Genomic DNA, 23,381 nt, shown 5'->3' with positions numbered 1-23,381 from the left:
CCGAGGGAGAGGGCCGCAGGTCCTGAGCGCCGCTTACTTCAGGCGTTCGAACACCGTGGCCACGCCCTGCCCCATGCCGATGCACATGGTGGCAAGCCCCAGGGTGGTGTCGCGCTGCTGCATCACGTTGAGCAGGGTGGTGCTGATGCGCGTGCCCGAGCAGCCCAGCGGGTGGCCGAGTGCGATGGCACCGCCGTTGAGGTTGACCTTGTCCTCCATGGCATCCAGGAAGCCGAGGTCCTTGAGCACCGGCAGGCCCTGGGCGGCGAAGGCCTCGTTGAGCTCGACGGTCTGGATGTCGTCGGCGGTGAGTCCGGCAGCCTTGAGCGCCCTTTGCGAGGCCGGCACCGGGCCGTAGCCCATGATGGAGGCGTCACAGCCCGCCACGCCGGTGGAGAGCACCCGGGCGATGGGCTCGAGGCCCAGGGCCTGGGCGCGCTCGTGGCTCATCACCAGCATGCCGGAGGCGCCCACGGAGAGCGCCGAGGAGGTGCCGGCGGTGACAGTGCCGCTCTTGGGGTCGAAGACCGGCTTGAGCTCGGCCATCTTCTCCAGGCTGGCGTCGGCGCGGATCACCTCGTCGCGCTGCACCATGATCCGGAAGCCGCGCTCGTCGTGCCCCTCGACGCCGATGATCTCGTTGTCGAAGTAGCCCTTCTCCATGGCGGCCTGGGCGCGCTGGTGGGAACGTACGCCGAACTTGTCCTGCGCCTCCCGGGAGATGCCGTGCATCTTGCCCAGAATCTCGGCGGTCAGGCCCATCATCATCGCCGCCTTGGCGGCGTGCTTGCTCACCGACGGGTTGACGTCGACGCCGTGCATCATGGAGACGTGCTCCATGTGCTCCACGCCGCCCACCAGGTAGACGTCGCCCATGCCGGCCTTGATGTTGGCCGCGGCGATGTGCAGCGCGCTCATGGAGGAGCCGCACAGCCGGTTGACCGTCTGGGCCGGCACGCTGCGCGGAATGCGCGTCATGATGGCGGCATTGCGGCCCACGTTGTAGCCCTGCTCCAGGGTCTGGTTGACGCAGCCCCAGATGATGTCGTCGATCTCGGCCGGGTCCAGGCCGGCGCTGCGGTCGAGAAGCGCCTCCATCACCGCCGCGGAAAGGTTTTCGGCACGCACGTGGCGGAAGGCGCCGTTCTTGGCCTTGGCCATGGCGGTACGCACGCCGTCGACCACCACGATATCTCTCGGGTTCAAACTCATCTCTTGCTTCTCCTGTTCGTCGCGGTGGTATCAGCTCTGGGCCGGGGCAGCGTAGAAGGTCTCGCCGGCAGCAGCCATCTCGCGCAGCTTCTCGGTGGGGGCGTAAAGCGCGCCCAGCTCCTCGGCGAGGTCGTCGGCCAGCTTGACGAAGGCCTCCACGCCCATGGCGTCGATATAGCGCAGCGCGCCGCCGCGGAAGGGGGGGAAGCCGATGCCGTAGATCAGCGCCATGTCCGCCTCGGCCGGGCTTGCCACGATGTCGTCCTCCAGGCAGCGCACGGCCTCGAGGCAGAGCGGCACCATCATGCGGCTGATGATCTCTTCGTCGGAGAACTCGCGGTTCTCCCTGGCCACGCCCTTGACCAGCGCGATGGCCGCCTCGTCGCGCACCTTCTTCGGCTTGCCCTTGCGGTCCTCCTCATAGGCATAGAAGCCCCTGTCGTTCTTCTGGCCCAGGCGGTCGTTCTCGAACATCGCCTGGATGGCGCTCTTCTCGCCATTGCCGCCCAGGCTGCCCATCCGCTCGGGGAAGCCTTCGGCCATCACCTCGCCGGCATGCACGGCGGTATCCATGCCCACCACGTCGAGCAGGTAGGCGGGACCCATGGGCCAGCCGAACTTCTCCATGACCTTGTCGACCCGCTGGAAGTCGGCGCCCTGGGCCATCAGCTGGCTGAAGCCGCCGAAGTAGGGGAAGAGCACGCGGTTGACCAGAAAGCCCGGGCAGTCGTTGACCACGATGGGGGTCTTGCCCATGGCGCGGGCGTAGGCCACGGTAGCGGCCACGGCGGCATCACTGGTCTTCTCGCCGCGGATCACCTCCACCAGCGGCATGCGGTGCACCGGGTTGAAGAAGTGCATGCCGCAGAAGTTCTCGGGACGCGTGAGGTTCTGCGCCAGGCGAGTGATGGAGATGGTGGAGGTGTTGGAGGCCAGGATGGTCTCCTCGCCCACCAGCCCCTCGACTTCGGAGAGCACCGCCCCCTTGACCTTGGGGTTCTCGACCACCGCCTCGACCACCAGATCGACGTTGCCGAAGTCGCCATAGGTGAGCGTCGGGCGGATGTTGGCCAGCTTCTCCGCCATCTGCTCGGGGGTCAGCTTCTTGCGCTCCACCTGCTTGGTGAAGAGCTTGCGCGCCTCCTTGAGCCCCAGCTGGATCGCCTCCTCCTTGATGTCCTTCATCAGGATCGGGGTGCCCTTGGAGGCGCTCTGGTAGGCGATACCGCCGCCCATGATGCCGGCGCCGAGCACGGCGGTCTGCTTGACCGGACGCGCCTGCTTCTCGTACTGGCCGCCCTTTTTCTTGACCACCTGGTCGTTCATGAACAGACCGACCAGGTTGAAGGCCACCTCGGTCATCGCCAGCTTGGCGAAGGCCTTGGCCTCGATGGCCTGGGCCCTGGCGCGCTCCTCGCCGGCCCCCTTCTGGATCACCTTGATCGCCTCCACGGGCGCGGGATAGTGCGGCCCCGCCTTGCCGGCCACGTAGCCCTTGGCGGTCTCGAAGGCCATCATCTGCTCGATGGGGTTCAGCTTGAGCGGCTGCTTCTTCTCCTCGCGGCGAGCCAGGTAGTCCAGCTCGCCGGCATTGGCCCGGGCCAGGATATCCCGAGCGGCGGCCTCGAGCTGCTCACCCGGCACCACGGCATCCACGGCCCCCATCTTCAAGGCAGCATCGGCCTTGTTCTGGGTGCCGCCGGCGATCCACTCGATGGCGTTGTCGGCGCCGATCAGGCGCGGCAGGCGCACGCAGCCGCCCCAGCCGGGCAGGATGCCGAGCTTGGTCTCGGGCAGGCCGATCTGGGCCGCCTCGCTCATGACCCGGAAGTCGGTGGTCAGCAGGACCTCACAACCGCCGCCCAAGGCCAGGCCGTTGATAGCGGTGACGGTGGGAAAGGGCAGGTCCTCGATGGCGTTGAAGATCCCGTGGACCCGCATCAGCATCGACTCCAGGAAGTCGCCGCCCTTGCCGAACATGCCCTGGAACTCGGTGATGTCGGCACCGACGATGAAGGCTTCCTTGGCGCTGGCCAGTACCAGCCCCTTGAGGCCGCTTTCCGCCTGCAGCGCCTTGACCGCCTCCTCCAGCTCGGTGACTACCGCACTGGAGAGCTTGTTGACCGACTCGTCCTGCAGGTCGAAGGTGAGCGTGGCGATATCGCCGTCGCCGCGCTGCACCGTGATGGCATTGCCCTGATAGATCATCCGCGAATCTCCCGATTTCATACGGCCGTTTGAATGCGCACAGCTTGGTTCACGAAAGCCGAGTCGTCAAGTCCTCGTTGGAAGCGCGTGGTGATACTATAAGCCGGCTTGCATTCCACGCTGGGGGTTCACAGAATCGAGCCAAACTTATGGAACCCTTACGCCCATGTACGAGAATATCGGTTTTCAGCTCAGTCGCCTGCCACGCCTGTGGCGCTCCATCATCGATGAGCGCCTGGCCCCCCTGGGGCTGACCCAGACCCGCTGGGTGACGCTCTACCACCTGTGGCGGCTCGGCGACGGCCAGCCCCAGTGCGACCTGGCCCGAGCGATCGGCGTGGAGGCCCCCTCCCTGGTGCGCACCCTGGACCAGCTCTCCCGCCAGGGCCTGGTGGAGCGCCGCCCCTGCGACCAGGACCGGCGCACCAAACGGGTCTTTCTCACCGCCGAGGCCACACCCCTGCTGGAACGCATCGACGCCGTGGTGCGCGACGCTCGCCGGGAGATGTTCGAGGGGCTGAGCGAGCAGGATCTGACCACCCTCTCCGAGCTGCTCTCCCGCATCGAGAATAACGGCCTGGCCATCCAGGCCAGGGACGCCGAGGCGCAGGGCTAGCCCCCGGGGGGCTGCCCGAAGGGCACCGTCACGGCGCCGTCGTCCGGTCGCCCGGCCAGGCCGTCGCGCAGCGCCACGAAGTCCTCGAGGTAGGTAGAGAAGCGCGGAAAGTCCTGGGACTCCCACCACCAGAGGCTCAGGGCGTGGCGATGGGACTCCACCACCAGGGCATCCTGGGGGAGGCGCTCCAGCAGCCCCTTGAGCCGGTCCTCCAGCGCCTCGGGCAGTGGCCGCAGCGGCTCCCTCCGCCAGCGCCAGCCGTGCACGAAGGGCTTGAGCGCCGAGCTGGCGTGGTCGTCGCGCACCAGCACGAAGTCGGGCCCGGGCCGCTCCTGAGGATAGCGCCAGCGGTAGGCCGGCATGGCCGTCTGGATACCGTGCAGCGGGGGCTTCTCCAGCTTGACCACAAGGCCGGTCTTGAGGGCGGCGTTGCGCAGCGCCGAGATGCGGCGCTGCCTGGGGCTGGGCTTGAGCCACATCACCGGCGAGGCCACCAGCAGCACGGCAAAGAGGATGAACAGCCAGGTCATCGTTGTCTCCAGATCGGTTTGATGCGTGATTCTTGATACACGTCGTTGTCTTGCCGGGTCAGGCGGCCTAGAGTGAAGGCATCTGCCGACTCTGCCAACTCGCAAGGAGCCTCCCCATGAGCAACGAGTACCGTCATATCCTGGTCGCCGTGGACCTGACCAAGGATTCCCACAAGGTGCTGGAGCGTGCCGCCCAGATCGCCGAGCGTAACCAGAACGCCAAGCTCTCCATCATGCACACCCTGGAACCCCTGGGTTTCGCCTACGGCGGCGATATCCCCATGGACCTCACCAGCATCCAGGACCAGCTCGACGAGCACGCCAAGCAGCGTCTGGCAGAGATCGCCGACGACCGCGTCCCCCGGGAGAACCAGCATGTGCTGGTGGGCATGCCCGACACCGAGATCCACCGCTTCGCCGAGGAGAACGACGTGGACCTGATCGTGGTGGGCTCCCACGGCCGCCACGGCTTTGCCCTGCTGCTCGGCTCCACCTCCACAGGCGTGCTCCACGGCGCCCAGTGCGATGTCCTCGCCGTGCGGGTGGGCAAGAAGGGCGAGAAGAGCGCCGAGTGACGGCGCCCGGCCACTCCTGAGTCACAAGGCGCCCATTGGGCGCCTTTCTCGTTCGCTCAGGCGTCGCCTGAGGCGAGCGCTTCCAGCTCCATCCACCGCTCCATGGCGGCGTCCAGCATCGCCTGTTTGGCCGCCATCTCCTCCAGCACGGCGGTAACCGTCGCGCTCTCCTGCTGGTAGAAACCGGGATCCCCCACCCTGGCCTCGAACTCGGCCACTGCCTCCTCGAGCCGCTCGATCTCGGCGGGCAGGCCGTCGAGTTCGCGCTGCAGCTTGTAGGAGAGCTTGGCGGGCTTCTTCAGCGCCGGGGCAGGCTCGGCTTTTGTCTCCGGCGTCGCCTCGACGCCTGCCACCTCGGCGACGGGCTCTGCCCGCTGGCGAGCCGCCCCCTCCCAGGGCGCCGGCGGAAGCTTGCCCCCCTGGCGCACCCAGTCGCTGTAGCCGCCCACGTACTCGCGCACCCGGCCCTCGCCTTCGAAGGCCAGCACGCTGGTCACCACGTTGTCCATGAAGGCACGATCGTGGGAGACCAGCAGCAGGGTGCCCTCGAAGTCGAGCAGCAGCTCCTCGAGCAGCTCCAAGGTCTCCATGTCGAGGTCGTTGGTGGGCTCATCGAGCACCAGCACGTTGGCCGGCTGGGTGAAGAGCTTGGCCAGCAGCAGCCGGTTGGACTCCCCCCCGGAGAGCGCCTTGACCGGCTGGCGGACCCGCTCCGGGCTGAAGAGGAAGTCCTGCAGGTAGCTCATCACGTGGCGGTCGCGGCCGCCCACGCTGACCCGGTCGCTGCCCTGGGCCACGTTGTCGTAGACCGTCTTCTCGGGCTCGAGTCCGGCGCGCAGCTGGTCGAAGTAGGCCACCTGCAGCTTGGTGCCGAGCCGGACCTCCCCCTCGGTGGGCGCAAGCTCGCCCAGCAGGATCTTGAGCAGGGTGGTCTTGCCGGCGCCGTTGCGCCCGATGAAGCCGATGCGGTCGCCGCGCTGGATCTCCAGGGAGAGGTCGCGGATCACCGCCTCGCCGCCGAAGCGCTGGGTGACGTGGGAGAGCTCCACCACCCGCTTGCCGCTGCGCTCGCCGCCGTCCACGGCCAGGTTGGCGGTACCCTGACGCTCGCGCCGCTCGCTGCGCTCCCGGCGCAGCTGCTCCAGGGCCCGCACGCGCCCCTCGTTGCGGGTGCGCCGCGCCTTGATGCCCTGGCGGATCCAGGCTTCCTCCTGGGCGAGCTTCTTGTCGAACTCGGCGTGCTCCCGGGCTTCTACCTCAAGCTCATGAGTCTTCTGGGCCTGATACCTGGCGTAGTCGCCGGGGTAGCGGCCGAGCCGACCGCGATCCAGCTCGAGAATCGCCGTGGCCAGCCGCGACAGGAAGGCCCGGTCGTGGGTGATGAAGAGGACCGCGCCGTTGAAGGCCAGCAGCTGCTCCTCGAGCCAGGCGATGGTATCGAGGTCCAGGTGGTTGGTGGGCTCGTCCAGCAGCAGCAGGTCGGGCTCGGCCACCAGGGCCCGGGCCAGGGCCACGCGCCGACGCCAGCCGCCGGAGAGCGCAGACATCTCGGCGTCGGCGGGCAGCCCCAGGCGGGTCAACACTACGTCGATGCGCTGGTGGAAGGACCAGCCGTCGATGGCCTCCAGGCGCGTCTGCAGCTCGGCCATGCGGCGCATGTCGGGCTCCGCCTCACCCACCAGGTGGTGATACTCCGAGAGCAGCGCACCGGCCTCGGGCAGCCCCCCGGCCACCACGTCGAAGATGGTCTGGCCGTCAGCCTCGGGCAGCTCCTGAGCGAGCACGCCGATCTTGAGCCCCGGCGCCCGCCAGAGGGTGCCGCCGTCGGGCAAGGTCTCGCCGGACACCAGGCGCAGCAGGGTCGACTTGCCAGTGCCGTTGCGCCCCACCAGGGCCAGGCGCTCGCCCCTCTCCAGCACCAGGTCGGCGCCATCGAGCAGCACATGGGTGCCGTAGGCCAGTTGCAGCTGTTCCAGACGTAGCAGGGTCACGCGAATACCTCTTCGTTTCACCGGGGGCGCCAGTGTACCCCATGCAGGAGGCCGCCGCCGCGGGTACAATGCGCCTCCTTCTGACGCCCCGTCGCCCCCTTCCCCAGAGGAGTTCCGCCTTGGCAGAGCAGCCCGCCCAGTTCGATGATGTCCTCCCCGAGGCGCTGCGCTTCACCGCGCCGGCGCCCCTGGTGGACATCGGCGCCAACCTGACCCACGAGAGCTTCGCCCGGGACCTGCCGGCCGTGCTCGGCCGCGCCCAGGCGGCCAACGTCACCACCCTGATCCTCACCGGCACCGACCGCGAGCACGCCGAACAGGCGGTGGCGATGTGTCGTGAGCACGGCGGAGACGGGCTCTCGCTCCACGCCACCGCCGGCGTGCACCCCCACGACGCCAGCCGCTGGGACGGCGAGCTCGCGGCGGCCATGGCGGCCCTGCAGCGCCTGCCCGAGGTGGTGGCCGTGGGCGAGTGCGGGCTCGACTTCAATCGCAACTTCTCCACGCCCGCGGAGCAGGAGCGCGCCTTCGAGGCCCAGCTGGAGATCGCCGCCGCCTGCGGCAAGCCGCTCTTTATCCACGAGCGGGACGCGGGTCGGCGCATGCGCGAGATGCTGCGCGCCTGGCGCGACGATATCGGCGACGCCGTGGTCCACTGCTTCACCGCCGAGCGCGATACCCTGCATGGCTACCTGGACCTGGACCTGCATATCGGCCTGACCGGCTGGCTCTGCGACGAGCGCCGGGGCCATCACCTGCGCGAGCTGGTGGGCGACATTCCGCTGGCACGGCTGATGGTGGAAACCGACTGTCCCTACCTGCTGCCGCGCAACTTACCTGCCAAACTCAAGGGCAGGCGCCACGAGCCGGCGCTGCTGCCGTGGATCGTCCGCGAGATCGCCCACTGGCGCGGCGAGAGCGAGGCCGCCCTGGCCGCCGGCACCACCGCGACGGCGCGCCGCTTCTTTCGGCTGCCCCCCAATCACGAGGAGAACTGATCATGGCCGATATGCCCGGCTTTATCGCCGTGGAGACCGGCGACGACGGCGGCCTGCCGCTGGCCATCGCCTGGACCCTGCCCGACGGTCGCGTCAAGCACACCCTGATCCAGCCAGAGGATGACTGGCTGGATGCCGAGACGGTCTCCCTGGGCGAATACAGCCTGGAGGAGCTCAACAGCATGGGGGTCAGCCCCCTGGACGTGATCCGGGAGCTGGAGAACGACCACTTCAGCGACACCCTCTATACCGCCGGGGTCGGCGACGACGAGGCCGCCCTGTCGCGGCTCTTCGACACCTACGGCCTCGACCCCTTCGTGGAACTGGCCCCGGCCGAGAGCCTCTACGGCGCCCTCTCCCCCGGGGACTGGGCCCGGGCCCGCGGCGAGCTGTTCGGCGAGCTGGGGCTCGAGCCGATGCGTCCGGAGCACGAGGTGGAGGTGATGCTGCACCTTCACCAGCGCCTGGGCGGCCACGGCGACGACTGAGGCTCAGGGCGCCAGCAGCGCCCGGGCTCGGGCCACGACCTGCTCCCGGGAGGGCAGCGTCAGGGTGGCCGCCGGCCCCAGGGGAATGAAGCTGTCCTCGGCGGTCAGCCGCGACAGCCGCTCGCCGGCCACGCCGCGCTCCACCAGGCCGGTGACCAGCGCCTCGCTCAGCGACCCCGAGCGGCGACACTCGTCGACGATCAGCACGCGGCCGCAGTCGGCCACGGCGTCATGCACGGCGTCGTGGTCGATGCCGGTCAGCCAGCGCAGGGCGACGATCCGCACTCGCGCCCCGGCCGGGTCGATCTCCGCCAGGGCCTGGCGGGCCAGGTGCACCCCGTTGCCGTAGGTCAGGATGGCCAGTTCGCTCCCCTCTCCCCAACGGCCGAGCTCCCCCACCGGCAGGCGGAAATCGGGCCCCGGGTCCTCCTCGCACCAGCGCCCGTCCCCCTCCTCGAGCAGGTCGCGACCGTGATAGCGGGCGATAGGCTCCAGCAACACCACCACCCGCTGCTCCTCGTCGGCCAGGCGCACCGCCTCCTGCAGCAGCCCCACCGCCTCCCGGGGGCCGGCCGGACAGGCCACCAGCAGCCCCGGAATATCGCGCAGCACGGCAATGGCGTTGTCGTTGTGAAAGTGCCCGCCGAACCCCTTCTGGTAGCCGAGCCCGGCGATGCGCACCACCATGGGATTGGCGTACTGGCCGTTGGAGAAGAAGCTCAGGGTGGCCGCCTCCCCGCGCAGCTGATCCTCGGCGTTGTGCAGGTAGGCCAGGAACTGAATCTCGACGATGGGCAGCAGGCCATTCTGCCCGAGACCGATGCCGAGCCCCAGGATGCTCTGCTCGTCGAGCAGGGTGTCGATTACCCGGTGGGCCCCGAAGCGTTTCTGCAGCCCCCGGGTCACGCCATAGACGCCGCCCTTGCGGCCGATATCCTCCCCGGCCAGCACCGCGCCAGGGTGGCGGGCCAGCGTCCGCGCCAGGGCCAGGTTGAGCCCCTGGGCCAGGGTCAGGGGCGCCTCGGCCATCTCCGCCGGACCGGGCGTCATCCGCCCCGGCCGCCGCGGCGGCAGGATGCTGGCCATCACCGCCTCGGCGCTCGCGAGCCTGGGCCGGCGGATCGCCGCCTCGGCAAGGCGCGCCACCTCGTCGCCGATCGCCCGATAGCGCTCGCCCAGCGTCTCGGCATCCAGCACCCCGTGGCGGCGCAGCAGCCCGGCGCCGAACAGCAGCGGGTCCCGGGCCTCATCTGCCTCGATGCGCGCCGGGCTGAGGTAGGCCTGCTGGGCGTCGGAGCCGGCGTGGCCGAAGAGGCGTACGCAGCGCATGTGGAGGAAGACCGGCCGGCGCCGGGTGCGCGCGATGCGCACCGCCTCGCCGGCCGCACGCCAGGTGTCCAGCAGGTCCAGGCCGTCGCAGGCCAGGTAGTGAATGCCTGGGCGGGCCGCCATGGCCGCTGCGATCCAGCCCGGCGGCGTCGGCACCGAGATGCCCAGGCCGTTGTCCTCGCAGAGCAGCACCAGCGGCAGGGGCAGCCCCTGATAGGCGGCCCAGCCGGCGGCGTTGATCGCCCCCTGGGCGGTGGAGTGGTTGAAGGAGGCGTCGCCGAAGCTGCACAGCACCACGCCGTCGGCGGGCCAGGTCCCCTCGACGCCCAGACGCCCGGCAAGACCAAGCCCATGGGCCGCCCCCACCGCCTTGGGCAGGTGGGAGGCGATGGTGCTGGTCTGGGGCGGCACGTTGAGGGCCCTGGAGCCCAGCACCTTGTGGCGCCCGCCGGAGATGGGGTCCTCGGCGGAAGCGGCAAAGCTCAGCAGCAGGTCCCACAGAGGGCTCTGGCCCGGCAGCTGGCGGGAACGCTCGATCAGGAAGGCGGCATCGCGATAGTGAAGGAAGGCGGGATCGCTGGCCCGCAGCGCCCGGGCCACGGCGGCGCTGCCCTCGTGGCCGGCGCTGCCGATGGTGTAGAAGCCCTCGCCGCGAGCCTGGAGGCGCCTGGCCTCGAGGTCGAGGTGGCGGCTCATCAGCTGGGACTCGAAGAGCGCCAGCAGCGCCTCGGGGGAGAGCCCCGCCTCCTCGAGAGTCAGATCGGTTTCGGTCAGGGGCCACTGATCCCGGGCGAGGGCATCGAGAAATCGCGTCTCCTGGGGCAAGGGCGAGGCTGCAAAAGGGCGTGACACCACGGCGAGCTCCGACAGGGAATATCGCTTCTAGCCTAGCCGATTCGCCCCGCGCTGCTGGCGGCCGGACACAGCGAAACGGTGGATACCCTGGCAGGGGGCCTGCCACTGCTATACTGTTATATTGTTAGAACACTTACAGCTATGACAGACGATAGAGGTAACTATGATACGGTCACTCGCCATCCTTGGCGGCGCCGCGGCGCTGCTGGTCTCCGCCACCGCCAGCGCAGAGCACCGGATTTCCGCACAGGAGACCTACGAGCTGCTGCAGGAAGAGCGTGATAACGTGCTCTTCATCGACGTGCGTGATCCGGTGGAAGTCATGTTCATCGGCGCCACCAACGAAGTGGACAGGAATATCCCCTTCCGCATCGCGGATCGCGAGAGCTGGAACGAGGAGCGTGGCCACTTTGCCATGGTGCCGAACGAGGACTTCGCGGAGCAGGTTGCCGCCGCCCTGGAAGAAAAGGGGCTCGACCGCTCCGCGATGGTCATCACCATGTGCCGCTCCGGCAGCGATCGCGGCGAGCCGAGCGCCGCCTACCTGCTGGAGCAGGGCTTCGAGTCGGTCCGCTATGTGACCCATGGCTTCCAGGGTGACCCTGCCGAGAGCGGAGAGCGCGAAGGCATGCGACTGGTCAACGGCTGGCAGAACAGCGGCCTCCCCTGGACTCGCACCCTCGACGCGGACAAGGCTTTCCGCTGAGGCGCCACGCGCCCTGAGGCCTCTCACCCCACGTCGATCTCTGCTCTGCACGCCTGCTCCGATGACGGGGTGATTGTCATCGGAGCAGGCCGCGCGGCGTCACCGCTGTGCTCAGGCCGGTACTGCCAGCGTTACCAGCCGCCCACGCCCTGCCTCGACGGACGCCTCCAGGCTGGCACCCTCCCGATAGAAACCGCGCAGAGCGTACCGGAAGGCCTCGGCCCGCCGTGGCAGCCCCTCCCGCTCAAAGCGCTCGGCCCGCGCCGTGACCCGGGCCTGGAAGGCCTCCCGGTCCACCTCCGCTTCCCCGCCCAGATTATCGACGCTGACATGGAAGCGACGCCGGCTGGCACGGCAGAAGAGCAGCTCCAGCGCCTGGGGCGCCACCTCCACCGCCTCGAAGTCGCGCTGCTCGGCGGTATCGCGCCCGTCGGGCAGGTACCAGTAGCCGTAGTCCTCCAGCTGCCGCCGGCGCGCGCCGGCGATGCACCAGTGGCTGATCTCGTGCAGGGCACTGGCGTAGAAGCCCCGGGCAAAAATCACCCGATGGAAGGGCGAGTCGTCATCGGCGGGTAGATAGAGCGGCTCGTCGCCGCCGCGGACCAGCCGGGTGCGGTAGCTGGACTGAAACAGGCCATCGAACAGGGCGATGACATCCTCGAGACGGTGATTCACGCAGGCTCCTCGCAGGCGATGGGGCCACCATTATAGGCGCCCGACCCAGCGGGCCAAAGGGGGCATCTCTTGCTACCATAGCCGGCCTGCCACTCTTCCCGGCAGCCGCCTGTACGGAGCCTGATCTTGTTCACCCTCTTCTCTCGCCTGCTCGCCACCAGCCGCCGCGAGACTCGCCCCCTGCTGGTATTGGCCCTGCCCATCTGCGGCGCCCAGCTGGCCCAGGCCGGCATGAGCGTGGCCGATGTGATGATGACCGGCCGCCTCAGCGCTACCGACCTGGCCGCGGTCTCGGTGGGCTCCAGCCTCTGGATGCCGCTGATGCTGTTCATGACCGGCACCCTGATGGGGCTGACGCCCATCGTCGCCCAGCTGCTGGGGGGGCAGCGCACCGCGGAGATTCGCCCCAACGTCCACCAGGCACTATGGGTCGCGCTGGTGCTGGGCGCCATGGCGGCACTCCTGCTCTGGTTCGCCGTTCAGCCGATCTTCAGGCTGATGGACGTTCCCGAGGAGGTCGCCAGTCGCTCCGCCGCCTACCTGTCAGCGGTCGCCTTCGGCATGCCCGGCGCGGCGCTTTTCCAGGCGCTGCGCGCCTTCTCCGACGGCATGAATCATACCCGCCCCTCGCTGTGGATCAGCCTGATCGGGCTCGGAGTGAACATCCCCAGCAACTACGTGTTGATCTACGGCGGCGACGGGCTCACCGCCCTGCTGGGTGAGTGGCTGCCCGCCTGGATTCAGGCCCTGCCGGCGCTTGGCGCCCTGGGCTGCGGCATCGCCACGGCGCTGTCGCTGTGGACCATGAGCCTGGCCATGGCGCTCTATACCCGCCGGGCCCCAGCCTACCGGGAGGTCTCCCTCTGGCACTCCCCCTCCCCGCCGCGCTGGCGCCTGATCGGCGAGCTGCTGCACGTGGGGCTGCCCATCGGCGTGGCGATCTTCGTGGAGGTGACGCTCTTCACGCTGATTGCCCTGTTCATCGCCAGCCTGGGCGAGGTGACGGTCGCCGCTCACCAGGTCGCCCTCAACTACACCTCCATCCTGTTCATGCTGCCGCTGGCCCTGAGCATGGCGTTGACGGTGAGGGTCGGCAACACCCTGGGGCAGCAGCGCCCCGTCTATGCCCGGCAGGTCGCCTGGTTCGGCATCGTCGTCAGCGTCGCGGTGGCCCTGTTCAACAGCACCCTGCTGTGGCTGACCGCCAAACCGGTCATTGGCCTCTACACCCATGATCTCGAGGTGCAACGCCTGGCGCTGTCGCTGGTCTTACTGGCCATGATCTACCAGGTATCGGACTCCCTGCAGGTGAACCTGGCCGGCGCCCTGCGCGGCTACAAGGACACCCGCATCATCATGGTGATCACCCTCGCCTCCTACTGGCTGGTGGGGCTGGCCGGCGGCCACTGGCTGGGCACCCACGGGGTGACCGGCCTGATTGAGCCGATGGGGGTACATGGCTACTGGGTGGGACTGATCGCCGGCCTCACCGCCGCCGCCCTGCTGCTCGGCATGCGGCTGCAGAGGATCAGCCGACGGGTTGCGGAAGGAGAACAACATGGACTGGAGACGAACTAGGTGCGGGCTCGCCCCCCTGCTGCTCGCCGGCACCGGGGCACTGCTGGCCGCCTGCGGCCAGGGTGGCGCCGAGAGTGACGCCCTGCTGCGCGACTACCAGCAACATCTGGCCTCGCAGCTCGACCTGGCGCCACCGCCCCCGGCCACCCCGGACAATATCGGCGCCTTCCCCGAGCGGCGCGATCGCCTGGTGGATATTCCGGAAACCCGAGCCGGCCTGCTCAACGTTTATGCGCTGCGCGAGTGCCACATCACCACCCTGGTGGCGGAACGCAACAGCGCCCTCGGCCGGGTGGCGCCGGCCAGCCAGCAGTGGCGCTACGAGCTGACCCTCTGGGAACGACTCAATGCCTGCCTGGAAAGCGACGTCCCGGAGCGGCTGGGGGAGGCAGACCTGGCGCGACTCGAATCCCTCGCCGCCACCAAGAGCGAGCAGCTCCCCGCCGCCGCCTGGAACGGCCTGTTCGGCTCCGAGGAGTGGGCGGGAAACTTTACCCGGGTCAGCGCCGTCCTGCCCCCGGATGCCCTGGCGCCACCCGCGGCCCAGCAAGATGCCCTCGACTACCTGCACGCACTGAGCACCGCCCCCCTCTCAGGCGCCCGGCGGCCCGATCCGGACGCCCTGGAGTCCCACCTGAGCGCCCTGAGAGCGCGCCCCTACAGCGCCGAGCTGCTGCGCACCCTGATGCTGGCCACCCAGCGCCTGGAGGAGGCCTCGGCGCTGATTCAGCAGGCGCTGGCCCGCCACGACGCCTGTCGCACGCCGGCGCTCCCCACCGGGTTCGACGCCCCCGAGACGCGCCCGGCTGGCGACTGGCTGGCGGCCCTGGAGCAGGCGGCCGACAGCTGGCTCGAAGCGCTGACGCCCCTCTTCACCCTCCTCGACTCGCCCCCCGCGGCGGTGGCGCACTATCGGGAAAGCTGGCTCTCCACCACCGAGCCAGGGGCGCCGCTGCCCGCCTTCCGCAGCGCCCTGGAGGAGCACAGAGCCCTGCGCGAGGCCCACGCCGAGCGCTGCCGATAACGCATGCCGAGGGTGCCAGGGGCTTAACCTCCGGGAGCGTCTGTGCTATTGGTGTGAACGAGAGTGACGCAGAGCGCTTCCGAGCGGCCCGTGGAGCTAGGCTCCCGCGCCGATGCCGTGATCACGCAGCATGTGGAGGAACGTCATGGGAATCCCGCTGTCACCCCGCTCCGCCCGGGTCATCGACCTGGAGACGATGCGCCAGCGTCAGCTTGCCCGCCGACGCCTGATCCGCCTGGCTCCTGAGCTGGACGGCCTGGAGATGGTCTATCGCCTGGCCTCGAGCCCCGACACCCTCTATGGCATGCCCCTGCTCGCCTGGGGCATGCGCGAGGATGGCGAGGTGGTCGGCCTGGTGCCCTGGATGGAGGCGCTGACCCCTTGTCACCGCCTGGACGACCCGGAGCACGGCAGCTTCGTGGGCTACCGCGACCCCGAGACCGAGGAGCTCTTCGAGGTGGCCCCCGAGCACAAGGTGTTCGAACTCGAGCACGCCGCTGCCTACTTCGACTACGAGGAGACCAACCAGGTCACCCTGATCCAGCAGATCCCCGAGAGCCAGGGCACCCACGCCCTCTGCATGGACGGCGACGACACCCCCTGGCAGCTCAAGCAGGTATTCGGGTGGCGGCTCTACAGCGACGGCGCCGTGGAGGCCCTTCTCGCCGACGAGCGCCTGGTGGAGAACACGCCGATCCTTCCCGGCGACCCCTGCCTCTACCCCGGCCATAGCCGCCACCGCGCCGTCTACTTCTTCCAGCGCCAGATCGCCAACCGTATCCGTCGCGAGGACCCCGCGACCCTCGAGGCCCTGGCGCTGATGGTGATGCCGGAGACGCCGACGCCGGGCTGAATCAGCCCGGCTGGCCCGGGACAGGATTAGCCTAAACGGATAAAGTAGAGGTAGCTGTCCTCGAGCTCCTCCTGGCGAATCAGCTCATGGCCCAGGAACTGGCAGAACTTCGGCACGTCCCGCGTGGTGGCCGGGTCGCTGGCGATGACCTTGAGCACCTCGCCTGGGTGCATGTCGCGCACCTTGTTGTGCATCAGCATGATGGGCTCGGGGCAGTAGAGTCCCGTGGTGTCGAGCTCGACCTGGAAGTCGGGTGCCGCCTCGGGCATTGCGTCACGGATATCAACCATCGATGGCCTCGTCGTCGGGTTTCATCAGTCGGAGCATGCTAGATGATCAAGATCATTATCGAACGCCGTATCATGCCGGGCCTTGAGCAGGAGTACGAGGAGGCCGCTCGCGAAGCCATGCGCCAGTCACTTGGCGCCAGGGGCTTTGTGGGCGGCGAGAGCCTCGTTGAGCTGGGCCACAGCGATCGGCGTCTGATGATCACCAAATGGCGCGACCTGCGCGCCTGGAAGGAATGGTACACCAGCGAGGAGCGGTCTCGAGTCATGCAGCGCGTACTGCCGCTGCTGACCGAAGAAGAGCGCATTCGCATCTACGAACCCACCACCCACTGAAGCGGCGGGTAACCGCACCTCAGTCCCGCAGCCGCACGTGAACCGTCACCTCTTCCCTATCGTGGTAGAGGTGACGGCAGGCGATATCGGCCGCCACGCCTGCCGCGGCAAGCGCCGCCTCCAGGCGCCCCAGGCAGACTTCCACCTCGGGCCAGCGTCGCTTCATCGGCAGCTTCAGGTTGAACACCGCCTCGCGGCACCAGCGCCGCACCAGCCAGCGCTCCATCATCGCCTGGACCCGGGCGGGCTTGTCGACGATATCGCACACCAGCCAGTCGAGCCGGTAGGGCGGCTCCCAGACGAAGCCATCCTCGCGCAGATGTTCTACCTGGCCCGTGGCCATCAACGCCCTGTCCATGGGCCCGTTATCGATGGCGTAGACGTGCATGCCACGATGCACCAGCTGCCAGGTCCAGCCTCCCGGGGCCGCCCCCAGATCGGCGGCCTGCATCCCCTCTGCCAGGCGCGTGTCCCACTCCGAGCGCGGCACAAACTCATGCCACGCCTCCTCGAGCTTCAGCGTGGAGCGACTGGGCGCCGCCTTCGGAAAGCGCAGCCGCCGGATCCCGCCGGGCTGCTCGCTGCGGTTGCCCGGAAAGCTCATCCCCAGCTGGACGACATCCCCAGCGCTCCACAGCAGATGCAGGCGGCGCCCACCCGCCTTGCGACGCAGGGCGCCGCGCTTCTTGAGCAGCGACTCCAGGGGGCGTGCCAACGCCTTGGCCAGGCCCGAGAGCGCCTTGCCGTCATTGGTATCCGGGGTCTCCTGCCACAGGCTTTCGAAGCTCCAGCCGCTGGCCACCACCTGCTCGACGATCGGCCCCAGACGGTCCTCCCGATCCAGAGTCAGCGAAGGAAGCGCCACCAGGCTCTGCCGAGCGAAGACCAGGCCATGCAGCGGCAGCGCTCGATGGAGAGCATTGGCGCTCTCCCCCTCCGGCAGTGCGAAGCGAACGAAGCCGTCTCCCGCCGCATGCAGCGGGGTCCCCGACCAGCCTGCATGCTGCGCCTTGTCGGCAAGCTCCTCGGCCAGGTCACGCTCAAAGCCGGGGCGGCAGTAGCAGAGTAGCTCGCTGGGTATCAGGCTCATGCGTCACCCCCGAGGTGCTTGCCGCTCGCGCGAAGCTGCGCCTCGACATCCTGCAGCTGGACGTTGAGCGCATTGGTGGAGATCTGGATCTCCCACAGGGAGTAGATGAGCGAGACCGAGAGCGCGACCAGGCTGATGCCGAACAGCACCATGCCGGTCAGCTCCAGTGACAGGAAGAGCGCGAACATCGACAGGGTGCAGAGCAGAAAGCTGAACACGCCGGCAAGCTGCATGCGCTTGGTCAGGGAGATGCGCTGGCGCAGCAGCAGGATCTGGCGGGCATTGGCCTCCTGATGCTGGTTGCGCTCCTCGTCTGCCAGCTTGCGAATCAGCTGGGCGAGCACCAGAAAGCGGTTGGTGTAGGCAAGCAGCAGCAGGGAAATGGCCGGAAACAGCAGGGCCGGCGTGGTCAGGGTCAAGTGGGGCTCTCCGCAATCGATGACAGTGGGCGCCATCATACCAGCCGGGCAGATCGGCAGACGAGAACCCACCACCGTTTATTTACCATTTATGAGGAATTTCTTTTGCTCCGATTTGGTGCGCCTTTTTTCGCCAATTTCAAGCGTTATCGCTTCATATCAATGTCTAACCAGCGCATAACCCATACAGTTGATGCATAATGGTGCATTGCTTTATATTGGGCATCCATTGGAAATCACTTCCAGGCTATCCGCCTGAACGACGGATACGAACACACCCTTCTACACAGGAATCTCTCGATGCCCTACGTTCACGACACCCTGGAGCGCCTCCGCAAGAGCAGCCCGGCCCAGACCGAGTTCTATCAGGCCGCAGAGGAAGTCCTCGAGTGTCTGCGCCCGCTGTTCCTGCAGAGCCCCCACTACCTGGATCACAGCATCATCGAGCGCATCGTGGAGCCGGAGCGTCAGATCATGTTCCGTGTCTGCTGGACCGACGATGCCGGCAAGGTCCAGGTCAACAAGGGCTACCGGGTCCAGTTCAACTCCGCCCTGGGCCCCTACAAGGGCGGCCTGCGCTTCCACCCCAGCGTGACCTCGGGCACCATCAAGTTCCTGGGCTTCGAGCAGATCTTCAAGAACGCCCTGACCGGCCTGCCTATCGGCGGCGGCAAGGGCGGCTCCGACTTCAACCCCAAGGGCAAGTCGGACGGCGAGATCATGCGCTTCTGCCAGTCCTTCATGAACGAGCTCTACCGCCATATCGGACCGACCACCGACGTGCCGGCCGGCGATATCGGCGTGGGTGCCCGCGAGATCGGCTACATGTATGGCCAGTACAAGCGCCTGACCAGCCGCTATGAAGGCGTGCTGACCGGCAAGGGCCTCAACTGGGGCGGCTCCATCGGCCGCAAGGAGGCCACCGGCTACGGCGCGGTCTACTTTGCCCAGAACATGCTGGAAGCCCGCGGCGAGGAGCTCGAAGGCAAGACCTGCCTGGTCTCCGGCGCCGGCAACGTGGCGATCTACACCATCGAGAAGCTCTATGAGCTGGGCGCCAAGCCGGTGACCTGCTCCGACTCCCGCGGCACCGTCCACGACGCCCGCGGCATCGATCTGGACCTGCTCAAGGAACTCAAGGAGGTCAAGCGCGCCTCCCTGGAAGAGTACCTGGCGACCCACCCCGAGGCTCGCTACATCCCGGCCGGCGACTATCCGGAAGATGGCCACGCCGTCTGGCGCATCAAGGCTGATGCCGCCTTCCCCAGCGCCACCCAGAACGAGCTGACCGTCGCCGACGCCCAGGCGCTGCTGGACAACGGCGTCACCTGCATCAGCGAAGGCGCCAACATGCCCTCCACCGCCAATGCCGTGGACCTCTTCCTCCAGGCCAAGATCGCCTACGGCCCCGGCAAGGCGGCCAACGCCGGCGGCGTGGCCACCAGCCAGCTGGAGATGGCCCAGAACAGCAGCATGGAGCAGTGGCCCCTGGAGAAGGTGGATGCCAAGCTCAAGGAGATCATGGCCAACATTCACAAGCAGTGTGCCGATACCGCCGAGGAGTTCGGCGAGCCCACTAACCTGGTGCTCGGCGCCAATATCGCCGGCTTCCGCAAGGTGGCTGACGCCATGATCGACCAGGGCGTCGTCTGACGCGCCATCTGGCGCCCTGCCCCATCAAGCAAAAAGCCCGGACCTTGTTGTCCGGGCTTTTTTGGATTCATCGCGTTCTGCCAGGTCGCTCTGCACTCACAGATGAGGCAGGCGGTCACGGCGCGCATAGGCCGCGTACTGGGCTTCAGCCATCTTCATGATTCCGCTCCACAGGGCGCTCATGGACGGCTTGAAGACGGGGCGGACGTCGACCTGATCCCAGATGCTGGGGAGGGCTGCTTGGCTCTTGCTCATTGATAGGCTCTCACTTCGTCAATCTCGTTGGCAAGCATTATACCTTGGTATATAGCCAAAAGTCTAATCGCGCCCCGCACCCCGCTTCCACCCGCTCCCGGCGGGCGGGCCCAAGGGCCATCAGGGTGACGAAAAAGCGAAAACCCCGACCATCTCACGATGATCGGGGTTTTTCTGTATAAGTACCTGACGATGATCGCACCGGGCTCCGGGGGCCGGCACTCCGGGACTCTACTCGTCTCATCCTGAGACTCGCCCTACGGGCCCGCTGACGCGGTTTCCGCCTGTTCCCGACAGGCGGGATCCATGGGGAGACCCCCAGAACGACGAAACCCCAGCCATAGGGCTGGGGTTTCTGAAAAGGTGCCTGACGATGACCTACTCTCACATGGGGAGACCCCACACTACCATCGGCGCTGAGCGGTTTCACTGCTGAGTTCGGCATGGGATCAGGTGGTTCACGCACGCTATGGTCGTCAGGCGAAAAGGGTGTGAATCATGCTGAGATACGTCTCGCGTACCCGGCGTCGTCTGTTATCGACAGACCCCTTGGGTGTTATATGGTCAAGCCTCACGGGCCATTAGTATCGGTTAGCTCAACGCCTTGCAGCGCTTCCACATCCGACCTATCAACCAGCTGGTCTCGCTGGGCCCTTCAGGAGGCTCGAGGCCTCAGGGAAGTCTCATCTTGAAGGGGGCTTCCCGCTTAGATGCTTTCAGCGGTTATCCTGTCCGCACATAGCTACCCGGCAATGCCACTGGCGTGACAACCGGAACACCAGAGGTGCGTCCACTCCGGTCCTCTCGTACTAGGAGCAGCTCTTCTCAAACTTCCAACGCCCACGGCAGATAGGGACCGAACTGTCTCACGACGTTCTAAACCCAGCTCGCGTACCACTTTAAATGGCGAACAGCCATACCCTTGGGACCGACTTCAGCCCCAGGATGTGATGAGCCGACATCGAGGTGCCAAACACCGCCGTCGATGTGAACTCTTGGGCGGTATCAGCCTGTTATCCCCGGAGTACCTTTTATCCGTTGAGCGATGGCCCTTCCATACAGAACCACCGGATCACTAGAACCTACTTTCGTACCTGCTCGACGTGTCTGTCTCGCAGTCAAGCACCCTTATGCTCTTGCACTCAATGCACGATTTCCAACCGTGCTGAGGGTACCTTCGTGCTCCTCCGTTACGCTTTGGGAGGAGACCGCCCCAGTCAAACTACCCACCACACACGGTCCTCGATCCGGATAACGGACCTGAGTTAGAACGCCAATGATGCCAGGCTGGTATTTCAAGGTTGGCTCCACCCGAACTGGCGTCCGGGTTTCAAAGCCTCCCAGCTATCCTACACAAGCAACATCAGCGTCCAGTGTGAAGCTATAGTAAAGGTTCACGGGGTCTTTCCGTCTAGCCGCGGGTACACAGCATCTTCACTGCGATTTCAATTTCACTGAGTCTCGGGTGGAGACAGCGTGGCCATCATTACGCCATTCGTGCAGGTCGGAACTTACCCGACAAGGAATTTCGCTACCTTAGGACCGTTATAGTTACGGCCGCCGTTTACCGGGGCTTCGATCAGGAGCTTCGCTTGCGCTAACACCATCAATTAACCTTCCGGCACCGGGCAGGCGTCACACCCTATACGTCCGCTTACGCGTTTGCAGAGTGCTGTGTTTTTAATAAACAGTTGCAGCCACCTGGTATCTTCGACCGCTTCGTGCTCCGACCGCGAGGGCCTTCACACTAATGCGGCGTGCCTTCTCCCGAAGTTACGGCACCATTTTGCCTAGTTCCTTCACCCGAGTTCTCTCAAGCGCCTTGGTATTCTCTACCTGACCACCTGTGTCGGTTTGGGGTACGGTCTCACTGTATCTGAAGCTTAGAGGCTTTTCCTGGAAGCGTGGCATCGATGACTTCCTGACCGTAGTCAGTTCGTCTCGCCTCTCGGCCTTAGGATCCCGGATTTGCCTGAGATCCCAGCCTACTGGCTTTCACCAGGACAACCAACGCCTGGCTCACCTAGCCTTCTTCGTCCCCCCATCGCAATACAGTGAGGTACGGGAATATTGACCCGTTTCCCATCGACTACGCCTTTCGGCCTCGCCTTAGGGGCCGACTCACTCTGCTCCGATTAGCGTCGAACAGAAACCCTTGGTCTTCCGGCGGGGGAGTTTTTCACTCCCCTTGTCGTTACTCATGTCAGCATTCGCACTCGTGATACCTCCAGCAAGCCTCTCGACTCACCTTCATCGGCTTACACGACGCTCCTCTACCGCGTGCCTGCATCCTTAAGCCTACTCATCATGATCCGCCCACCCAACTCAACGTTCGGGGAGCGCTTGAACGTCGCTTCGCGACGTTAATCGAATAGCCTTAAGTGATGCAGGCACACCCGTAGCTTCGGTACCTGGTTTGAGCCCCGTTACATCTTCCGCGCAGGCCGACTCGACTAGTGAGCTATTACGCTTTCTTTAAAGGATGGCTGCTTCTAAGCCAACCTCCTAGCTGTCTGAGCCTTCCCACATCGTTTCCCACTTAACCAGGATTTGGGGACCTTAGCTGACGGTCTGGGTTGTTTCCCTTTTCACAACGGACGTTAGCACCCGCTGTGTGTCTCCCACGCTTGCACTCACCGGTATTCGGAGTTTGCCTCGGGTTGGTAAGTCGGGATGACCCCCTAGCCGAAACAGTGCTCTACCCCCGGCGGTGATACGTGAGGCGCTACCTAAATAGCTTTCGAGGAGAACCAGCTATCTCCGGGCTTGATTAGCCTTTCACTCCGATCCACAAGTCATCCAAATCTTTTTCAACAGATCCTGGTTCGGTCCTCCAGTTGATGTTACTCAACCTTCAACCTGCTCATGGATAGATCGCCCGGTTTCGGGTCTATTCCCAGCGACTGGTCGCCCAGTTAAGACTCGGTTTCCCTACGCCTCCCCTATACGGTTAAGCTCGCCACTGAAAATAAGTCGCTGACCCATTATACAAAAGGTACGCGGTCACAGAACGAGTCTGCTCCCACTGCTTGTACGCACACGGTTTCAGGATCTATTTCACTCCCCTCTCCGGGGTTCTTTTCGCCTTTCCCTCACGGTACTGGTTCACTATCGGTCAGCCAGGAGTATTTAGCCTTGGAGGATGGTCCCCCCATGTTCAGTCAAGGTTTCACGTGCCCCGACCTACTCGATTTCACATGATCAGATTTTCGACTACGGGGCTATCACCCACTATGGCCGCGCTTCCCAGCGCGTTCGCCTAATCAGTCACATGCTTAAGGGCTGGTCCCCGTTCGCTCGCCGCTACTGGGGGAATCTCGGTTGATTTCTTTTCCTCAGGGTACTTAGATGTTTCAGTTCCCCTGGTTCGCCTCCCGACACCTATGTATTCAGTGCGGGATACCCAGCTTGTGCTGGGTGGGTTTCCCCATTCAGAGATGCCCGGGTCACAGGTTGTTTGCCACCTCGCCGAGCCTTATCGCAGGCTTCCACGTCTTTCATCGCCTCTGGCTGCCTAGGCATCCACCGTGTGCGCTTAATCGCTTGACCATATAACCCCAAAGGGTCTGGTCTGCGATAACGTACGACATTGCCGGATACGCTTGAGACGTATCACTTGTTTCTTCTGGATCACTCCAGAAGGAACGTTTGTCAGCATGATTCACATTGTTAAAGAGCGACTGTCAATCGACAGTCATAAACC

The 23,381-nt window shown here is 66.1% G+C and carries 20 protein-coding genes and 2 rRNA genes; 10 read left to right on the top strand and 12 right to left on the bottom strand.

Features of this window, described 5'->3' with window-relative positions:
- Positions 1–33 precede the first annotated feature (33 nt).
- Both fadA and fadB read right to left on the bottom strand, forming a co-directional pair.
- Complete coding sequence (fadA, locus tag NHL60_RS06820; RefSeq protein ID WP_253450596.1) at positions 34–1,212, bottom strand: acetyl-CoA C-acyltransferase FadA; 1,179 nt, start codon at positions 1,210–1,212, stop codon at positions 34–36.
- 30 nt (positions 1,213–1,242) lie between these two features.
- On the bottom strand, positions 1,243–3,420 hold the full coding sequence (gene fadB / locus NHL60_RS06815) for a fatty acid oxidation complex subunit alpha FadB (RefSeq protein ID WP_253450593.1): 2,178 nt from the start codon (positions 3,418–3,420) through the stop codon (positions 1,243–1,245).
- 166 nt (positions 3,421–3,586) lie between these two features.
- Here fadB and slyA point away from each other — a divergent pair, with 166 nt between their 5' ends.
- The gene (gene slyA, locus NHL60_RS06810) at positions 3,587–4,036 is read left to right on the top strand and encodes a transcriptional regulator SlyA (RefSeq protein WP_253450590.1); all 450 of its coding nucleotides are present in this window, start codon (positions 3,587–3,589) and stop codon (positions 4,034–4,036) included.
- On the opposite strand, the gene NHL60_RS06805 is transcribed toward slyA, so the two are convergent.
- The gene (locus tag NHL60_RS06805) at positions 4,033–4,566 is read right to left on the bottom strand and encodes a preprotein translocase subunit YajC (protein WP_253450587.1); all 534 of its coding nucleotides are present in this window, start codon (positions 4,564–4,566) and stop codon (positions 4,033–4,035) included. The genes slyA and NHL60_RS06805 overlap by 4 nt on opposite strands.
- Positions 4,567–4,682: 116 nt before the next feature.
- On the opposite strand from NHL60_RS06805, the gene NHL60_RS06800 reads away from it, so the two are divergent.
- A complete protein-coding gene (locus tag NHL60_RS06800; RefSeq protein ID WP_253450584.1) occupies positions 4,683–5,141 on the top strand; it encodes a universal stress protein in 459 nt (152 codons plus the stop codon).
- A gap of 56 nt (positions 5,142–5,197) precedes the next feature.
- Here the strand turns inward: NHL60_RS06800 and NHL60_RS06795 are convergent, their stop codons facing one another.
- Positions 5,198–7,132, bottom strand: coding sequence for an ATP-binding cassette domain-containing protein (locus tag NHL60_RS06795; protein WP_253450581.1), 1,935 nt, complete (start codon positions 7,130–7,132; stop codon positions 5,198–5,200).
- A 119-nt stretch (positions 7,133–7,251) separates the two neighbouring features.
- On the opposite strand from NHL60_RS06795, the gene NHL60_RS06790 reads away from it, so the two are divergent.
- Together NHL60_RS06790 and NHL60_RS06785 are read left to right on the top strand one after the other, a co-directional pair.
- The gene (locus NHL60_RS06790; protein ID WP_253450578.1) at positions 7,252–8,130 is read left to right on the top strand and encodes a TatD family hydrolase; all 879 of its coding nucleotides are present in this window, start codon (positions 7,252–7,254) and stop codon (positions 8,128–8,130) included.
- A gap of 2 nt (positions 8,131–8,132) precedes the next feature.
- Entirely contained in the window at positions 8,133–8,618 is a 486-nt protein-coding gene (locus tag NHL60_RS06785) for a hypothetical protein (protein WP_253450575.1), read from the top strand.
- Between the two features lie 3 nt (positions 8,619–8,621).
- Here NHL60_RS06785 and NHL60_RS06780 read toward each other — a convergent pair whose 3' ends face one another.
- Positions 8,622–10,799 (bottom strand): alpha-ketoacid dehydrogenase subunit alpha/beta, encoded by a 2,178-nt coding sequence (locus tag NHL60_RS06780; protein WP_253450572.1) that lies wholly within the window; start codon positions 10,797–10,799, stop codon positions 8,622–8,624.
- A 166-nt stretch (positions 10,800–10,965) separates the two neighbouring features.
- Between NHL60_RS06780 and NHL60_RS06775 the strand changes: the two genes are divergently transcribed.
- Complete coding sequence (locus NHL60_RS06775) at positions 10,966–11,508, top strand: rhodanese-like domain-containing protein (RefSeq protein ID WP_253450569.1); 543 nt, start codon at positions 10,966–10,968, stop codon at positions 11,506–11,508.
- Between the two features lie 111 nt (positions 11,509–11,619).
- On the opposite strand, the gene NHL60_RS06770 is transcribed toward NHL60_RS06775, so the two are convergent.
- On the bottom strand, positions 11,620–12,183 hold the full coding sequence (locus tag NHL60_RS06770) for an elongation factor P hydroxylase (protein ID WP_253450565.1): 564 nt from the start codon (positions 12,181–12,183) through the stop codon (positions 11,620–11,622).
- 126 nt (positions 12,184–12,309) lie between these two features.
- On the opposite strand from NHL60_RS06770, the gene NHL60_RS06765 reads away from it, so the two are divergent.
- The 3 genes from NHL60_RS06765 (at position 12,310) to NHL60_RS06755 (ending at position 15,638) form a co-directional block, all read left to right on the top strand.
- Positions 12,310–13,761 carry an MATE family efflux transporter gene (locus tag NHL60_RS06765; RefSeq protein ID WP_253450562.1) on the top strand — a complete coding sequence of 484 codons (1,452 nt, stop codon included), beginning with the start codon at positions 12,310–12,312 and terminating at the stop codon, positions 13,759–13,761.
- Positions 13,742–14,785, top strand: coding sequence for a DUF3080 family protein (locus NHL60_RS06760; RefSeq protein WP_253450559.1), 1,044 nt, complete (start codon positions 13,742–13,744; stop codon positions 14,783–14,785). The genes NHL60_RS06765 and NHL60_RS06760 overlap by 20 nt, the downstream gene beginning before the upstream one ends.
- 145 nt (positions 14,786–14,930) lie before the next feature.
- The gene (locus NHL60_RS06755; protein ID WP_253450557.1) at positions 14,931–15,638 is read left to right on the top strand and encodes a hypothetical protein; all 708 of its coding nucleotides are present in this window, start codon (positions 14,931–14,933) and stop codon (positions 15,636–15,638) included.
- A 26-nt stretch (positions 15,639–15,664) separates the two neighbouring features.
- Here the strand turns inward: NHL60_RS06755 and tusA are convergent, their stop codons facing one another.
- Positions 15,665–15,928, bottom strand: coding sequence for a sulfurtransferase TusA (gene tusA / locus NHL60_RS06750; protein ID WP_253450554.1), 264 nt, complete (start codon positions 15,926–15,928; stop codon positions 15,665–15,667).
- A gap of 42 nt (positions 15,929–15,970) precedes the next feature.
- Here tusA and NHL60_RS06745 point away from each other — a divergent pair, with 42 nt between their 5' ends.
- Positions 15,971–16,261, top strand: a complete 291-nt coding sequence (locus NHL60_RS06745) for an antibiotic biosynthesis monooxygenase (RefSeq protein WP_253450551.1) — start codon at positions 15,971–15,973, stop codon at positions 16,259–16,261.
- A 19-nt stretch (positions 16,262–16,280) separates the two neighbouring features.
- Here the strand turns inward: NHL60_RS06745 and rlmM are convergent, their stop codons facing one another.
- Positions 16,281–17,351, bottom strand: a complete 1,071-nt coding sequence (gene rlmM, locus NHL60_RS06740) for a 23S rRNA (cytidine(2498)-2'-O)-methyltransferase RlmM (RefSeq protein ID WP_253450548.1) — start codon at positions 17,349–17,351, stop codon at positions 16,281–16,283.
- Positions 17,348–17,770: a DUF2721 domain-containing protein gene (locus NHL60_RS06735; protein ID WP_253450545.1), complete on the bottom strand. Its 423-nt coding sequence runs from the start codon at positions 17,768–17,770 to the stop codon at positions 17,348–17,350. Before NHL60_RS06735 ends, rlmM begins: the two co-directional genes overlap by 4 nt.
- Positions 17,771–18,070: 300 nt before the next feature.
- On the opposite strand from NHL60_RS06735, the gene gdhA reads away from it, so the two are divergent.
- Positions 18,071–19,423 carry an NADP-specific glutamate dehydrogenase gene (gene gdhA / locus NHL60_RS06730; RefSeq protein WP_253450542.1) on the top strand — a complete coding sequence of 451 codons (1,353 nt, stop codon included), beginning with the start codon at positions 18,071–18,073 and terminating at the stop codon, positions 19,421–19,423.
- Positions 19,424–19,519: 96 nt separating this feature from the next.
- Here the strand turns inward: gdhA and NHL60_RS06725 are convergent, their stop codons facing one another.
- From NHL60_RS06725 to NHL60_RS06715, 3 genes are all read right to left on the bottom strand, one after another.
- Positions 19,520–19,678, bottom strand: a complete 159-nt coding sequence (locus NHL60_RS06725; RefSeq protein ID WP_253450539.1) for a hypothetical protein — start codon at positions 19,676–19,678, stop codon at positions 19,520–19,522.
- 365 nt (positions 19,679–20,043) lie between these two features.
- Positions 20,044–20,159: ribosomal RNA gene (gene rrf, locus NHL60_RS06720) — 5S ribosomal RNA — on the bottom strand.
- A gap of 79 nt (positions 20,160–20,238) precedes the next feature.
- Positions 20,239–23,227 (bottom strand): 23S ribosomal RNA (locus NHL60_RS06715).
- Positions 23,228–23,381: the final 154 nt, after the last annotated feature.

It is taken from the genome of Halomonas sp. Y3, from assembly GCF_024137965.1.
Taxonomy (GTDB): Bacteria; Pseudomonadota; Gammaproteobacteria; order Pseudomonadales; family Halomonadaceae; genus Halomonas; species Halomonas mongoliensis.
The sequence above is the reverse complement of the archived record's forward strand: the minus strand, read 5'-3'. Positions and strand labels throughout refer to the sequence as shown.